This is a genomic window from Dyadobacter psychrophilus (genome assembly GCF_900167945.1).
Classification (GTDB): Bacteria; Bacteroidota; Bacteroidia; order Cytophagales; family Spirosomataceae; genus Dyadobacter; species Dyadobacter psychrophilus.
Genome location: NZ_FUZA01000004.1, coordinates 197,351 through 212,731 on the forward strand (window position 1 = coordinate 197,351; position 15,381 = coordinate 212,731).

The following is a 15,381-nucleotide window of genomic DNA, read 5'->3' on the forward strand; positions in this document are numbered from 1 at the left end:
CCGGTGCTATGCGTTTACAAACAGCATTGCAGCGTTCCAACACGCTGTTCATTGCCTGGGCCGTTATTGCCTCTTTTGGAGCCTATTTTTGTATGTATGCTTTCAGGAAACCCTTTAACGCAGGTCTGTATCAGGGACTTGAACTGGGCGATGTCAGTTACAAGGCGATCCTGATTATTTCGCAGGTTGCCGGTTATACACTTTCCAAATTTGCCGGGATCAAGGTCATTTCGGAGCTGAAACATAGCTCCCGGATTAAACTTATTATCTCATTAATTCTCGTTGCGGAAATCGCATTGCTTTTCTTCGGACTCGTTCCTTACCCTTACAATTTTATTTTCCTGTTTATCAATGGCTTGCCGCTTGGGATGGTTTATGGAGTTGTTTTCAGTTTTCTGGAAGGGCGCAGGTTTACCGAAATGCTTGCTATGGGGCTGAATATCAGCGTTGTGGTGGCTTCCGGGATATTAAAAACCACTTACATTGAGCTGCACACCATGCTTCCCCGCATTTCGGAATTCTGGATGCCAGGTTTTATGGGTGCATTGTTTTTGCCGTTTTTCTGCTTTTTTGTGTGGATGCTTTCGGTAATTCCTAAGCCGACGCCTGAGGACATCCAGTTAAGAACAGAGCGCAAGCCGATGACGAAGGAAGATAAACGCGTTGTGATGGCGCAATTTGGCTTTCCGATCGTTTGTCTGGTCGTGTTTTACGCCACGCTCGTCGTACTGCGTGATTTCAGGGATAATTTCACGATTGAGATCTGGAACGAAATCGATGCGAACTGGGGAAGCAGCGTCTTTACGACAACAGAAATGATCACGGGCGTGGTGGTGCTAGTAATTATTGGAAGTCTGGCTTTTGTGCGGGATAATGTAAAGGGTTTCCGGCTAACTAACCTGATCCTATTTGTGTCTGTGACATTATTAGGCGCAGGGACATTTCTTTTTCAGAAAGGTGCAATCAATGGTTTTTACTGGATGCTGATGGTGGGACTTGGGACTTTCCTGGCGTACACAGTGTTGCAAACGGTGGTATTCGAGCGCATGATCGCTCTTTTCCGGATGAAGGCCAATGCGGGTTTCTTTGTTTACATCTGCGAAAGCATTGGTTACCTGGGAAGTGTGGCCCTCTTGCTGTATAAGGAATTTTTCATGAAGGACCTCAGCTGGTCCCATGTACTGATGCAATTCACTTACATTCAATTTTTTCTTGGATTCGTACTGCTGGCATTTGCCAATATATATCTTGAAAGGATCAGAGCGAATCAGGAGCAGAAGGCAGATGGGTCGAGCCTTGCCGCTGCTTGAAATAAAAATGCTCCTAAAAGGCATAAAAAAAGGAGAACTAAGTGGTTCTCCTTTTTAATCTCAATTTCACCTTAATAACTGATTCTCTAACTATTTTGTCACTTTAAGCTCAACAATTGAAGCTTTTTGTGCCGGCGTGTACTTCGCGTAATCGTTGGTCGCTTTTTCACGTTGCGGAGCCGGCGTTTCAATGGTTTGTGCCGAAGCTGGTAATGTATTGGGTGCTGCTACTTTTGTTTTATCTTCTATGTTAGCAAATGCGAAAGTAGTGCTGAGCGCCATAGCGCAAACGAATGTTGTGATTGAATTTTTCATAGCTAAATATTTTTAAATCTTGTGTTTGTCTTATTTGACTGTACAAATGTAAATCAAAGTTATATAGACACATAGGATTTTTTCAATAAGTGAGCTAACGGGAATATGAATGGTTGTTATTGATGATGAGTAATTTAACGGAGTTTGACGAATGATAATATGATTGGGCAATACAATTTTTCGGAGAAAGTTAATTTGTATTTAACATTGAAATAATACAATTAGTATTACTCGGTTTTGGCCTTGATCAGAATATATTCAGTTTTACTGCCATTGCCGAAGGCTGAGATCTGTGAATATTTCTCGTAATTATCCCATCTTTTGAGATGATTATCATCAATGTTCGGGGCAATGTTTTCTTTTAAATTCAGTATTCCTAAAATAACCCGATCTTCAAAATCGTAATCTGAAAGTTTATTGAGCTGGATCTGGTCGGCAATTTCATTGATATAAATGATTTCCACCTTTCCTTCCCGATAGATCATCTTCGGGCATTTTTCGCAGCCTGCGACCTCATCTTTATAATAGCTGTCCAGCGTTCCTTTACCCAAAACCGCTTCCACTTCTTCCATATTGCGCATTGCAACTTTTGGCAAATCCAGCTCTACTGTAACCGGTGCGTTCTCGTCGCCGTCGCCGAGGACAAAGAATTTGATAAAAATGGCAATGAGAATGATGACAAAGGCAATGAATTTCCAATTTGCCCATTTACGCTTAACAGTAACTTGTTCCATGAGGATGGCTTGATTTTTTAATAAACCGAAATATTTTAAGGAACACAAAGAATATCATGCCAGTCACACATGAATAACATTATTGAAACGCCGGAATCAAATTATGGCCAGCTGACCATTGCGGAAGCTACGCTCATTCAGGAAAAGTTGCGGACGCAGGTCAGGCTTACGCCCATGGAGGGTGAAATCAAGACCATCGCCGGGGCGGATATTTCTTTGGACCTGAACAGTGATATAGTATACGCAGGCATGGTTGTCCTCAGTTATCCCGATTTGAAGCCGATCGCCTGTTCGCTCGTGCAAACCACGAATATTTTTCCTTACGTGCCAGGTTATCTCGCTTTTCGTGAAATTCCGGCGTTGTTGAAGGTTTACGAGCAGATCCCCGTGAAGCCGGACTGCATTATGTTCGACGGGAATGGCATCCTGCACAAGCGGCGACTCGGAATAGCCACGCATTTTGGTGTACTGACAGATACGATGACATTGGGCTGCGCCAAGAAGAAGCTGGCCGGAAATTATGCTGATCCGGGGGAAACGAAGGGAGATTACACACTCGTGACCGACAGAGGGGAAACTATTGGATTTGCGCTCAGGAGCAAGCTGAATGTAAAACCCGTTTTTATATCACCAGGGCACCGAATGAGCCTAAAAGACAGCATGGACATCACTATGAAATGTCTTGGGAAACACCGGCTTCCGGAACCTACCCGCAGGGCGCATGAGTTTGTGAACAGGTTCCGGATCGGTGAGCTGAAAGAAGGTTTTCACGAGCTCGAACAATGGAGTTTGTTCTGACTATTTGAATGTTTTATCAATTTCGTCCAAAAGATAGGTTTTCGAGTCGGAATCGTATTCCCAGAACATGACGCCTGCTAATTTTTTATCCAGCACATATTTGCATTTTTCCCGCACAGACTGTTCGTCGTCGTAACTCAAAACATCACCTGTCTTAGCATTCATTAAATAAGGCGCTTTTGCGGTTTCGTCCCGATATTCTTTAAAACCGTTTTTGTTAATCATGCTGTCTTTGATCATCGTGTAGCCATCCACATATTTTTGCGAAATCTGCTTTTGGCCAAGGCCCTTATCCAGCTTTGCCACACGGAACATGCGCCCGTAAAAAGGAAGGCCTACAACCAGTTTGTTCATAGGAACACCTTCTGCCGAAAACGCCTTTACAGCATTATCCACGGAATGACTCGCTTTGTAAATGTCGGAATTATATAACGCCGCATGATGCACTGCGGTATCGCCCTGGAAAAGGTCGTAAGTCATCATATTGACATAGTCCAGGAAAGCTGCTGCTTTGCCCATTTCAACCACTTTTAGAAAAGACGTAAAACCCGGAACGGCCGTAGTAAGCAGTTTTTTCTTACCCGATTCTTTTTCAAAAGCGTCCAGTTCCTTACGGATTGCTTCAAACATTAATGTGAAATTCTGCTTGTCTTCGGGACGGTAAACGTTGCCGTCTTCACCAGGCATGCCGGGATATTCCCAATCTATGTCTACGCCGTCAAGATCGTATTTTTTGATAATGTCAACGGAACTCGCTGCGAAGATTTTTCGGGAAGCTTCTGTTAATACGGCGTCAGAGAAGTTCTCGCTCCAAGTCCAGCCACCGAGAGAAATCAGAATTTTAAGGTCGGGGTTTTTCTCTTTCAGTAATTTAAGCTTACGGAAATTCGTGGAATCTGTTTTTTCATTGGTTAAAAAAGCCTTTCCTTTCTGTACATCTACAAATGCGTAGTTGATGTGCGTAAGCTTGTCAACCTCAATGCGGTCCGTATTAACAAGCCCGCGGAAACCTCCCACATAACCGATGACGACTGGTTTTGTTGCTGTGCTGTCTGCGGCACTTTCCTCGGCTTTTTTTTCGGATTTGCATGCCGTCGTTATCAACAAGGGCGCAGCGACAAGGATTGCTGCGAGCGGAGAGAGCAGGGTTTTGGTAAATTTTGAAAAAAGCATGGGATTAGGTTATGGTTGAAGCGATAAAGTAACTATTACTTCAAAACATCTCCTAATGTGATTTTAGTTAAAATGCCGGATCAGCCCGCGTGTAAGGTTTCCAGTTTTTGCAAAGCTTTGTGAATGTCAACGCCTTTGCCCAAAACACCTTTGAAAAGATCGCCTTTTTCCTCCACGCGTTTCAGCATATTTTTAATGGTAAAATCTTTCGGACTTAACCCGTGTTTCACCTCGCTCCATTCCAGCGGGCAGGAAACGGTTGCGCCCGGCTTGGGGCGTACGCTATATGCGGATGCCAGCGTCTGGGCAATCCTGTTTTGCATGAAATCGACGTAAATGTGGTTTTTCTTGCGCTTGGCCAGTGAGCGTTCCAGTGTTGTAATCTCTGGAAGCCTTTCTGTTACCATTGTGGCCAAAATCTCTGCGAAATCGCGGCTTTCGTCGTAAGTGTATTTTTTGCCAAACGGAATGTAAACGTGCAGTCCGCGTGAGCCTGACGTTTTGCAAAAGCCTGTCATACCAGTCTGGTCGATAATGTCCTTGATAACCAGCGCCACATCCACAACATCTTCAAATGTGTTTTTTTCGGACGGGTCTATGTCCATCACAATGTAATCCGGGTTATCCAGCTTGTTAATGGTCGAATTCCAGGGATTCATTTCGATACAGCCCAGATTGGCAATGTAAAGCAGACTTTCGAGGTCATTGCATACGAAATAATTGACCATTTTTCCCGTAGATTCTGCAAGGATTTCGACCGTTTTGATCCAGTCCGGCACATTGTCGCCAGCATCTTTCTGAAAAAAGCTGGCTTCTTTGATGCCGTTCGGATTGCGGCGCAACGATAGCGGCCTGTTTTTAAGATAAGGCAAAATATACGGTGCGATCAGGCTGTAATATTCCAGCAAGTCACCTTTGGTAATGTTCTCGTCCGGCCAGTAAATCTTGTCCAGATGCGTCAGTTCCGCTTTCTTTTTCATGTCAGGATGCTTTACGTTTCGGCGCGCTCAAACTTTCTTTTAGCTGAGCCATAAGATCCTTGCTTTTCGAATGCACGATCTTCATTTTCGGCGTGGCCGGTTTTTTACCTTTCGCTTTGGCCATGATCAGTTTCAGCAGCGATTCATTGTATGTGTCTTTGTAATTTGAAATGTCAAAATCCGTGGTAAGCTGCTCGATGAGTTGCACCGCCATAGCCATCTCCGCGGGTTTTATTTTAATGTCCGGAATAGTCAACTCTTCAGTATCGCGGATCTCGTCCTGAAATCTTATCTTATTCAAAATTAAAAGATCTCCGGCAGCCTTGATCAAAACCAGGCTTTCGCGGTTCCGCAAAACGTAAGTTCCCAAACCTGCTTTCCCCGTTTTTTTCAGCGCATCACGAAGCAATGCATAAGGTTTGCCGCCTGATTTTTCGGGTTGTAGATAATAAGGCGTCTCGTAGTAAATGCTGTCAATGTCTTTTTCATTGACAAACTCTGCAATTTCAATGATTTTGGTTTTTTCCGGGCTGGCTTTCTCGAAGTCCTTGTCATCGAGCACAACGTATTCGTCGTCAACCTTATAACCCTTGACAATGTCGTCCCAGTCGACTTCCTTACCCGTGTTGCTGTTCACACGCTGATATTTAATGTTCGCGTGATCTTTTTTGTCCAGCATATCCAGATCCAGTTCGGCTTGCTGGGTCGCACTGAAAAGTTTGACGGGAATGTTGACAAGGCCAAATCCGATAGCCCCGGACCAAATTGCTCTCATATCTTTCTTCGAAAGTGATCAATCGTTTTGAAAGATAATGTGTTAAAAATCCGTGCCGCGTTACTGCCCAAGCCAGCTTTTGAATGCGCCCATGCGCTCACGGCTGATGAGGATGTCTTTATCCGTGCAGTTTTCGAGATGCACTTTCAGGCGGCTGTTTGAGTAAATGAAGACATCTTTAATAGCGGAAATAGAGCTGATGTATTTCCTGTTGATCCTGAAAAAATGATCCGGCGAGACCATTTCCTCGATCTCATCCAGAATGTAATCCACAATGTATTTCTTGCCTTGCCGGGTTTGGAGTAATGTAGCTTTGTCTTCACTAAAAAAGAATGCAATGTCCTGAACATCAACACTCTGAATACGTTCTCCCAGTTTTATCAGAAAGCGCGTTTTGAATGTTTTGGTTTCAGGCTGCATCAGGCTGCGTAGCTGATCCAGGGAAATGCCTTGGTCTTTCTTGCCTGATTTAAATTTATTCAATGCTTGTTTAAGTTCTTCCGGATCAATGGGTTTGAGCAAATAGTCAATGCTGTTTAGCTTGAATGCTTTGATTGCATACTGGTCATAAGCCGTGCAAAAGATGATCGGCGCAGTAACTTTCACTTTTTCAAAAATCTCAAAACTAATGCCGTCCGCAAGTTGAATGTCCAGAAAGATCAGGTCTGGTTCCGAATTGTTGCCGAACCAGTTAATGGCGCCCGTAACAGTATCGAGGCTTTCCAGCACCAGGGCTTCGGGCAAATATTCGCTTAAAAGCTGAGTAAGACGCCTCACCGCCGGTTTTTCGTCTTCTATGATTAAGATTTTAGTCATTTATTTTGAGACAGGATTCCCCTGCCGGGGCAAAATTTATATCAATTCATGTAACGGGATGCATCAAGCCCATCATTGCATCCCTGCCGGGATTTACCTTGCGCTTTAAAACTTTGTTGCTACCAATGTTTCGTCGCTCTGCGACTTGTCGTTTTCGCGATTCTGTTGCTACCAATATTTCGTCGCTCTGCGACTTGGCATATCGCGATCCCGTTGCCAACGTGTATTTTTATCGTCGCTACGTATCTAACTGTTGGACTTCGATTAGATCTTTTCCTGAGCAACATTCAATAAAGGGAGCTTAACCACAAACCAACCGTCAAGCTTTGTAACCGATATTGTCGCCCCGCTCAACAATTCATAACGCTTGCTGATGTTAGCCAGCCCGACGCCCGTAGAATCATCCGGCAGACTGCTCTTTGGCTGTAAGTTGTTTTTAACTATCAAATGATTACTAGCAAGCCCAATATCAATTTTCAATGGCATTTCCAGGGAAGCAACATTGTGCTTGATTGCGTTTTCCAGCAATAATTGCAATGATAATGGCGGTAAAAATCCTTCCGGATTGCCAGTGATCTGAATATCATAGTGCAAACTTTCCTCAAAGCGAATCTTTTGGAGCGAAAGATAATTTTCTGCAAAACCTAACTCCTGTTTCAACGTAACAAGCTCTTCCTGCTGCACTTCCAGCACATAACGGTAAGTGCTGGAAAGCTGGCGAATGAACTTGGCTGCCGTGTCCGGATTCTCATATACAAGGTTACTTAGCACATTCAGGGAATTGAACAAAAAATGGGGATTAAGCTGATCTTTCAAGGATTGATATTGCTGCGCAAACCGCTCCGTTTTCAGTTGCTCCGACTCAATCGCCGCCGTGCGCCATTCCAGCAGGAACGACCGGCTGATGAGTATGAACAAAATCACAAACGAGATTTTCATTGGAAAAGCCGTCCAGCTTACCAGTCTGTTCCAGGGAATGTTGATGATTGTAAATGTTTTTGTAACAAATAATTGGAATAAAAAAATGATCACAATGCTCGCACAAAACACGTACAGAAAGTAGCAAAGGCTTTCCAGGATTAATCTTTTGACTGGATATTGAATCCAGGAAATGGTCCTGTCGAAATAATCTTCCATCAAAAATCCGCCGTAGCTCAATGTGGAAGACATCACAAAGGAAATCAGAATATCCTGCACCAAAGCCCCGTAACCTTCACCAGTGGCAATGCATTCTGCGAAGGAGCCGATCGAAATAACCAGCGCGATCAGCAGGTTTGCACCCAAAAAGGCCGGAGAAAAATTCCAGAATTTTTTCGAACCCTTCGCAGCAAGTTTCATTAATTATTGATATCAGAAAGGGTTATTGAATACAAAAATTGCTTCATTGACAGGTCTTCGCCATTTTCTCCGCCAAAGCTTTTCCCCAGGTGGGCGACAAGGCTGCTTTGAGCGCCTGCTCGTCCTGTGAAGCAAATATAGCCAGACTTTCCTTTGCATATCCGCACGCTTTTTCAGTCCCGGAACCAAAAAATCTGGCCATTCCGTATTCCATTTGCGCTGTTAGCGCAAGTGCCCGGGGATTTTTAGGGTCCATAGCACGCGCTTTCCCGAATGTCTGCAACACCGGACCCGATAAGCTCTGTCCACGGCTTGCTGCATCCGCATTGAGTTTTGCCATCAACACAAAACCCTGCAAGGCGACGATTTCCGCATTGTTTTTAGATAATGCGTCGGCTTTTTGAGCCAGTTTGTCGGCTTTCGCCAGCACCTCGTCCTTTTTATCAATAGAAAGCGATTTATCCAAACCCTGGAATGTATAGGCAAGTGACTGATAATAAGCAGGCTGCCATTCATTTGGGTTGAGTTCAGCTATCCGGCCGAATGCATTGGCCGATTGCTGTAACGCTGAAAGCGAATCGCTCTCGATAAGTTTCGCGATTTCCTTCTTCATTGCCTTCTGGTAAGGCGAATCCTGCGCAGAAGCGCTTAGGAATGTGAAAAATATCGCGATGGCGATTTGTGCTAGTTTTTTCATGATAGTTGGTATTATAGATTGTTTAGTTGATTCGCTTTTTTATCCTTCGAAAGTGTGATGAAGAGTCCTGCAAACAGGAACCGTTTGGCACCCTGGCCCACCGGCTTGCCCGCATAGGAACCTTCCTCGTCCGGTTGCGAGGCATATTGATAGCCGAATACATTTTGTCGTCCCAAAACATTGGAGCAGGCTACATGCAGGATTACATTGGGTTTCGGGAGGTAACTGATGCTCAGGCTCAGGTCGCTGTATGCTTTTGTTTTGCGCTGCATTTCGCCCGGAAGATTGGGATCGTTATAAGTGTAGCCGCTATTCCATGACCAGGAGGTTCCTAACAAAGATTTCATTGCAGTCACAAAATGTTTCACCACAACAGAGCCATTGTGTTTTGGGGCAAATGCTGGCTGAACTTTGGTTTCATAGGCGGCGAATTTCCGCTTGCTGTCAACGAAACTGTAAGTGATCCAGAAATCGGTGTCTTTGACCGTTTTCTTGTCGCGCAGGAAAAAGTCGACACCTTTTGCATAACCCGAGCCATTTAAAGCAATGTTTTTGGGAGTGCTTGCCAAGCCTTTGAAAGTGAACAGCTTGTCGTAATTTTTATAAAAAGCCTCAGCGCGGAATGTGCGGTTGTTGTTGACGATGAAGTAATTGAGAATGTAATGTGTTGCTGCTGAGTTTTTCAGATCGGTTTGATATATCCTTAGCTTCTCCTCGGCGAGCTGCTTGAATTTCCCTGCCGCAAACGAAAACTGTCCCTGATTATTCAACTTGTAAGCAACTGAGAACCGGGGCGTAAGCCATGTTTGCTTGGCCAGCGTGCCATGCCCGCTCCGCAAGCCGCCCACTATAATGAGGCGATTGCTGAAATAATACGTTGCCTCGACGAAATGGTTGAACAGATTGTCATAAAATTGTCTCGTCTGATTCTGATTCGATAATGTCTCTGAATAACTTTTGGCATAATATTCCAGGCCATTTTTTACTGAAAATTGTGACGAGAAGTCTCTTACAGCGACGATTTTGGCATGGAAAATCCGGTTAACCTGCTTTATATCATCTGTATTAAACTGAATCGCATCCCTGTTATCGGACAGCGCCGCGCCGCCATAAAAAAGCCAGCCTTTACCGCCCGAATGCCTGAATGAAACATTGCCATAATTATAATGATTGTTAAGCTTGACGCGATCTCCGCGGCCGTCATTACCCGGGATCTTCTGCCAGATCGCCATATTGCTGCCTTCTGTATGAAAGTAGGCTTTGATAAAACCCGCCTTGCCGGTCACTGCATTGCCCCATTTCTGTCGCAGCGAAACCTCCGAATCCCAGCTGGAAGGCGCTTTTTCCCAATCGAAATTTTGCTTTACAAGAGATTGGTACGGAGCCAGGTTATAATAATTGGCAGAGGCAGTCAGCGCGCGGTCGTTTCTCACCAAAGTCTGTGTATAGCCGCCGCCCAGCGACATAATGCTCACATCGCCCTGGTTTCTGAGCGGAAGGTCCAGCGTGTTCAACGCCAGTGCGGATGAAAGTGCCTGGCCGTATTCCGCAGAATATCCCCCTGTGCTGAAAAATGATCCTTTAAACAGGTTTGCGCTAAAACGATTGCGGGTAGGAACATTGGAAGTGGTGCTGCCAAATGCATTCCCAACTTGCAGACCATCGATATAAATGGCAGTTTCCGAGGCGTCGCCTCCACGCACAAACAGTCGCCCGTCGTTTCCCACCGTGGAAGTGCCCGGTAATGTTAGCAATGCAGCCGTAATGTTGCCCATTGCACCGGAAGTGGTGACGATGTCCAGTGGTTTCAGCACAACTGATTTCTTCTCATCGCCCGCTTCCATGGCGCCAGCGGAAATTGTAACTGCGTTCAGCTGGTTAATGGCTTCGTCCAATGCAATGTTGAGGGTCACTGGCTGTCCTTTGATCTCCAATGTAATTTCCCGGCTCCTGAAACCAATCGCCTGCACAGTCAGGGTCTGCGTGCCGGACTCGCCGGTTTCCATTGTAAAAGTGCCATCCGGATCTGAGGAAGTTCCATCATAAGTTCCTTTCAGATAAATGTTAACGCCTGGAATGGCATTTCCTTTTTGATCGGTCACCCGTCCATGAATGGAAGTTTGGGCAATGCAGTTATATGTAAGAAGAAGCAGGAGACCTGTAAGTAGGATTTTCATGACGCCTTTGATTTGACCCAAAATTGAGCAGAAAGAAAGCCCAATAAAATCCAAGATTACCGAAGTTCAGAGCAGGCCGTATGAAGTGCGGAAATTGTAGACCGAAGTTGAATTTCGCACGTTCAAATTGCGGAATTTTCGAAGTCACCGGCGGTGAGAAACGGCGTTTCACTTCCGATTTTTAATGGATAATCTAAATTTTTTTTTAATTATGCAAAATGCTTGAAATCAGCATTTTAATTTTATATATTTCATTTGAAAGATCGGAAAGTACGGTTTCATTAAGATTATCCTGTCGTTGATCAGATTGTCTGGCATGTTTATTTATAAACTCTCGTCAAAACAATTTCAAAAAACGACTAACTCTTAATTGAATATAACATGATAGCTACACTTGGAAATAACGCAATAAGTACTTTGAAACCCGGCGCAGTTCTTACAGTTACAGGCGCTACTAATGAAATGGATGCGCAGAGAGAAGTGGCAGATTTTCTTCAATTGAGCAATAGAACTGACCTCGGCTATTTCGCTATTTCAAAGGACTACTTTTTGTTGTATTTGAAGTCGGACAACTCGTTGAGTGGGATTGCTTAAGGCGATAACGTTTTTCATTAAAAGAGACATGGTACAATCAGGTACATTTAAATTGCTGGGCCAAAAGCTCATTAACATTATTATTCACAGAGACGACGTAGTGAAAATAGCACCGATCAAAAGAGGACGCGGCTGCATTATTTACCTAAAAAACAAAGTTCCATATGCCGTGAGCGAAAGCGAGCGTGAGGTTTATAAAAAGCTGGACTGGATCGCGGCCTGAAATCCGATCTGTTGTCGTGAAAAATACTTGAGGCTCCGAAAAACGGGGCCTCTTTTTTGTGGTCAGTTGGTGAGATAAATCCAATTTCCCCGAACCCGCGCCTGCCTATCCGCGTTACATTGGCATAATACCACGCCATCATATTACTAATGTCCAAAAAAACGTATTTCTTTCTCATCCTGATTTTGGGCAGTCTGACAGCGCTCGGCCCTTTTTCAATTGATATGTATCTGCCTGGTTTTCCAGCCATTGCCAAAGATTTGCACACAACCGCTGCCAAAGTTTCACTCTCATTATCTGGCTTTTTTGTAGGAATTTCCTTAGGCCAATTGTTATATGGTCCGCTACTCGACAAATTCGGACGAAAGAGGCCGCTGTTTATCGGGTTGGCCGTTTATATTTTGGCTTCGGCCGGATGTGCGATGGCGAACAGCATTAATGATCTTATTTTGCTCAGGGTAATTCAGGCTATTGGAAGTTGTGCGGCTACCGTCGCTTCCGTTGCTATGGTAAGGGATCTTTTCCCGGTTAAAGACAATGCGAAAGTATTTTCGTTGTTGCTTTTAGTCGTAGGCGTTTCGCCCATGATAGCGCCCACAGTCGGTGGGTATGTTACGGACGCTTTTGGCTGGCATTCGGTATTTTGGATACTCACCGGAATGGGCGTGGCGATTTTGATTGCTACAGTGCTTTGGTTGCCAGATAGTTATAAGCCCGATAAGTCGCTTTCCCTGAAACCGAAGCCTATTTTGCTCAACTTTCTGCAAGTGATTCGCGAGCCGCAATTTTACACTTACGCGCTGACCGGCGCCATTGCATTCTCAGGATTATTCGCTTACGTATCTGGTTCGCCGCTCGTTTTTATGGAAGTCTTTCATACAGACGGCAAAGTGTATGGCTGGATATTCGCCTTTCTTTCTGTCGGATTTATTGGTTCAAGCCAATTGAACACATTGTTTCTGAGAAAATTCAGCAGCGAGCAGGTTGTTAACATTGCATTGATCTGTCAGGTTTTGGTCAGCTTCACTTTTCTGGCCGCAGCCTTGGCTGGCTTTCTTACATTGCCGGTCACCATTGCATTCCTGTTCTTTTTTCTTTGCTGCATTGGTTATACTTATCCCAACGCCGCGGCGCTTTCACTGGCGCCTTTCACGCGAAACGCGGGCAGTGCATCTGCATTGATGGGCGCTTTTCAGATGGGGGCGGGAACATTAATATCCATCGTGATCAGCTTATTTGAAGAGCCTTCCGTCGTCCCGATGGTTGCGGCAATGGCCGGATCTTCATTATTGGCACTTTCTGTGCTGGTTTTTGGCAGGCGTTTTATTAAAGAAAAAGTAGAAGTGCAGCAGGGCGCAGATGCCGGTGTAATGCATTAAACCGCTTTTGTTGACTTTATTTGTGCATGGATTATTTCAAAAGGCTCCTCGATTTACTTAAAACGGAAAGGGAGGAAGACAAAGCTTCTTACCAGCGACTTACCGAGCGATCATCAGTTTCTGAACGACGTGCCGGTGGGCTTAGCTGGTATCCGATTGCTATCCGGGGCTCGGAAATGAGCCGCGGCGACTATTTGACTGTTGAGGTTGAGCGTACTACGCATCAGGATATTTCACATCAGCTCCGGTTTGGGATGCCGGCAGTTTTGTTTTCGAATCATGAACCCAAAAAGGATCGGTTAGAGGGCATTATCACACACCAAGGCGGTAACAGGCTGAAAATTACGCTTCGTACGGACGAGTTACCTGAGTGGTCTCGTGATGGAAAGCTGGGCATTGATCTGCTTTTCGACGACAATAGTTATGACGAAATGCAAGGCGCCATTAAGTCGGCAGCCGCATTGCTCGAAAATGAGAAGGAAGGACGTTTGGTAAAAATACTTACCGGTGAAAAGTCGCCTTCATTCAACGAGGAACTTCCCAAAATAGCAATTCCAACATTAAACAGCTCACAGAACGAGGCTGTTAATAAAATACTTTCGGCTTCGGACCTGGCCATTGTGCATGGGCCTCCCGGAACCGGGAAAACCACCACGCTGGTGCAGGCGATTAAGGCCCTGGTCAGACAAGATTATCAGCAGATCCTGGTTGTCGCACCCAGTAACACAGCAGTGGATTTGCTGAGCGAAAAATTGACGGATGAAGGTTTGAATGTGCTCAGGGTTGGCAATCCGGTCCGCGTTTCGGAGCGATTAATGTCGCTGACGCTGGATAGCAAAATTACTGCGCATACGCGCATGAAGGACATTAAAGCATTAAAAAAGCAGGCAAACGAATACAAAAATCTCGCTCACAAATACAAAAGAAATTTTGGGAAAGCCGAACGGGATCAGCGCAAAGCGCTTTTTGACGAAGCCCACAAGATCATGAAGGAAGTGGGGAGTGTGGAGCAATATGCAATTGAGGATATCCTGAGCAAAGCGCAGGTGATCACCGCAACATTGGTCGGTGCCAATCACTACACGGTCAGGAATTTGAGATATAAAACTGTGGTCATCGATGAGGCCGGACAAGCTTTGGAACCCGCTTGCTGGATCCCGATCCTGAAAGCGGAAAAAGTAGTGCTCGCTGGTGACCATTTTCAGCTGGCCCCGACCATTAAATCAAGTGAAGCTGCGAAAAACGGTTTGAGTACAACATTGCTTGAAAAATGTGTTTCGCTGCATCCCGAATCCGTGACTTTACTGGAAGAGCAGTATCGGATGAACGAGGCGATTATGGGATATTCTTCTAAAATATTTTACCAAAACAAACTCAAAGCCAACGTTTCTGTCGCCCGTCATCTGGTGTTTCCCGATGATGCTCCGCTGGCGTTTATTGACACGGCGGGTTGCGGTTTTGACGAAAAGCTGGAAGGAACAAGCTCGACGAATCCCGATGAAGCAGCGTTTTTATTCAAACACTTGACACAATACGCGAGCGAATTAATGCACTCCAAAAGCTTCAAAATTGAGAATTTCCCAACCATTGCGGTTATATCTCCCTATAAAGAGCAAATAGGCTTATTAAAGGAGCAATTAATTCATAATGCTGTTTTACAGCCATTTACAGATAAGATTTCGGTTAACACAATCGATAGTTTCCAAGGCCAGGAACGTGACATTGTTTACATCAGCATGACGCGCAGTAATCCCGAAGGCGAGATCGGCTTCCTCTCGGACATTCGCCGGATGAATGTGGCTATGACACGGGCACGCAAAAAGCTGGTGGTGATCGGCGACAGCGCCACCCTTTCCAATTTGCCGTTTTACTCGGATTTTATCTCCTATGCCGACGGCTTGAATGCTTACCAGAGCGCGTGGGAATTTGCGGATATGTAACTGATCGGAAAAATCTATTGGCTTTTTAAAGCAACCCGTTTATATTTAAATGCATCTTGTCAACAGACTATTTGCCATTTCAAACGGGACTCCGTCTTTCTATGCTCCAACGCTACTTTATTGTCATTTTTC

15 protein-coding genes are annotated in these 15,381 nt (G+C 44.9%); 6 read left to right on the plus strand and 9 right to left on the minus strand.

Annotated features, from left to right (window positions below):
• Positions 1-8 precede the first annotated feature (8 nt).
• Positions 9-1,310: a DUF5690 family protein gene (locus B5X68_RS16820; protein WP_082215919.1), complete on the plus strand. Its 1,302-nt coding sequence runs from the start codon at positions 9-11 to the stop codon at positions 1,308-1,310.
• Between the two features lie 90 nt (positions 1,311-1,400).
• Here the strand turns inward: B5X68_RS16820 and B5X68_RS16825 are convergent, their stop codons facing one another.
• Together B5X68_RS16825 and B5X68_RS16830 are read right to left on the minus strand one after the other, a co-directional pair.
• Positions 1,401-1,625 carry a hypothetical protein gene (locus B5X68_RS16825; protein WP_082215920.1) on the minus strand — a complete coding sequence of 75 codons (225 nt, stop codon included), beginning with the start codon at positions 1,623-1,625 and terminating at the stop codon, positions 1,401-1,403.
• A 227-nt stretch (positions 1,626-1,852) separates the two neighbouring features.
• Positions 1,853-2,359 carry a hypothetical protein gene (locus B5X68_RS16830; RefSeq protein WP_082215921.1) on the minus strand — a complete coding sequence of 169 codons (507 nt, stop codon included), beginning with the start codon at positions 2,357-2,359 and terminating at the stop codon, positions 1,853-1,855.
• Between the two features lie 69 nt (positions 2,360-2,428).
• Between B5X68_RS16830 and nfi the strand changes: the two genes are divergently transcribed.
• Positions 2,429-3,157: a deoxyribonuclease V gene (gene nfi, locus B5X68_RS16835; RefSeq protein WP_082215922.1), complete on the plus strand. Its 729-nt coding sequence runs from the start codon at positions 2,429-2,431 to the stop codon at positions 3,155-3,157.
• Here nfi and B5X68_RS16840 read toward each other — a convergent pair whose 3' ends face one another.
• The 7 genes from B5X68_RS16840 to B5X68_RS16870 form a co-directional block, all read right to left on the minus strand.
• Positions 3,158-4,330, minus strand: a complete 1,173-nt coding sequence (locus tag B5X68_RS16840; protein ID WP_082215923.1) for a glycoside hydrolase family 18 protein — start codon at positions 4,328-4,330, stop codon at positions 3,158-3,160. It lies immediately after the preceding gene.
• An 80-nt stretch (positions 4,331-4,410) separates the two neighbouring features.
• The gene (gene ligD, locus B5X68_RS16845; RefSeq protein WP_082215924.1) at positions 4,411-5,310 is read right to left on the minus strand and encodes a non-homologous end-joining DNA ligase; all 900 of its coding nucleotides are present in this window, start codon (positions 5,308-5,310) and stop codon (positions 4,411-4,413) included.
• Between the two features lies 1 nt (position 5,311).
• On the minus strand, positions 5,312-6,085 hold the full coding sequence (ku, locus tag B5X68_RS16850; protein WP_082215925.1) for a non-homologous end joining protein Ku: 774 nt from the start codon (positions 6,083-6,085) through the stop codon (positions 5,312-5,314).
• Between the two features lie 60 nt (positions 6,086-6,145).
• Entirely contained in the window at positions 6,146-6,901 is a 756-nt protein-coding gene (locus tag B5X68_RS16855; RefSeq protein ID WP_082215926.1) for a LytR/AlgR family response regulator transcription factor, read from the minus strand.
• A gap of 264 nt (positions 6,902-7,165) precedes the next feature.
• A complete protein-coding gene (locus B5X68_RS16860; protein ID WP_141110324.1) occupies positions 7,166-8,239 on the minus strand; it encodes a sensor histidine kinase in 1,074 nt (357 codons plus the stop codon).
• A gap of 43 nt (positions 8,240-8,282) precedes the next feature.
• Positions 8,283-8,936 (minus strand): hypothetical protein, encoded by a 654-nt coding sequence (locus tag B5X68_RS16865; protein WP_082215927.1) that lies wholly within the window; start codon positions 8,934-8,936, stop codon positions 8,283-8,285.
• 11 nt (positions 8,937-8,947) lie between these two features.
• Positions 8,948-11,113, minus strand: a complete 2,166-nt coding sequence (locus B5X68_RS16870) for a TonB-dependent receptor (protein ID WP_082215928.1) — start codon at positions 11,111-11,113, stop codon at positions 8,948-8,950.
• A gap of 381 nt (positions 11,114-11,494) precedes the next feature.
• Here B5X68_RS16870 and B5X68_RS16875 point away from each other — a divergent pair, with 381 nt between their 5' ends.
• The 4 genes from B5X68_RS16875 to B5X68_RS16890 all read left to right on the plus strand — a co-directional run bounded on the left by B5X68_RS16875 (position 11,495) and on the right by B5X68_RS16890 (position 15,249).
• Entirely contained in the window at positions 11,495-11,707 is a 213-nt protein-coding gene (locus B5X68_RS16875) for a hypothetical protein (protein WP_082215929.1), read from the plus strand.
• 28 nt (positions 11,708-11,735) lie between these two features.
• Complete coding sequence (locus tag B5X68_RS16880; protein ID WP_082216156.1) at positions 11,736-11,930, plus strand: hypothetical protein; 195 nt, start codon at positions 11,736-11,738, stop codon at positions 11,928-11,930.
• Positions 11,931-12,079: 149 nt separating this feature from the next.
• A complete protein-coding gene (locus tag B5X68_RS16885; protein WP_082215930.1) occupies positions 12,080-13,309 on the plus strand; it encodes a multidrug effflux MFS transporter in 1,230 nt (409 codons plus the stop codon).
• Positions 13,310-13,335: 26 nt separating this feature from the next.
• Positions 13,336-15,249, plus strand: a complete 1,914-nt coding sequence (locus B5X68_RS16890; RefSeq protein ID WP_082215931.1) for an AAA domain-containing protein — start codon at positions 13,336-13,338, stop codon at positions 15,247-15,249.
• Positions 15,250-15,381 lie beyond the last annotated feature (132 nt).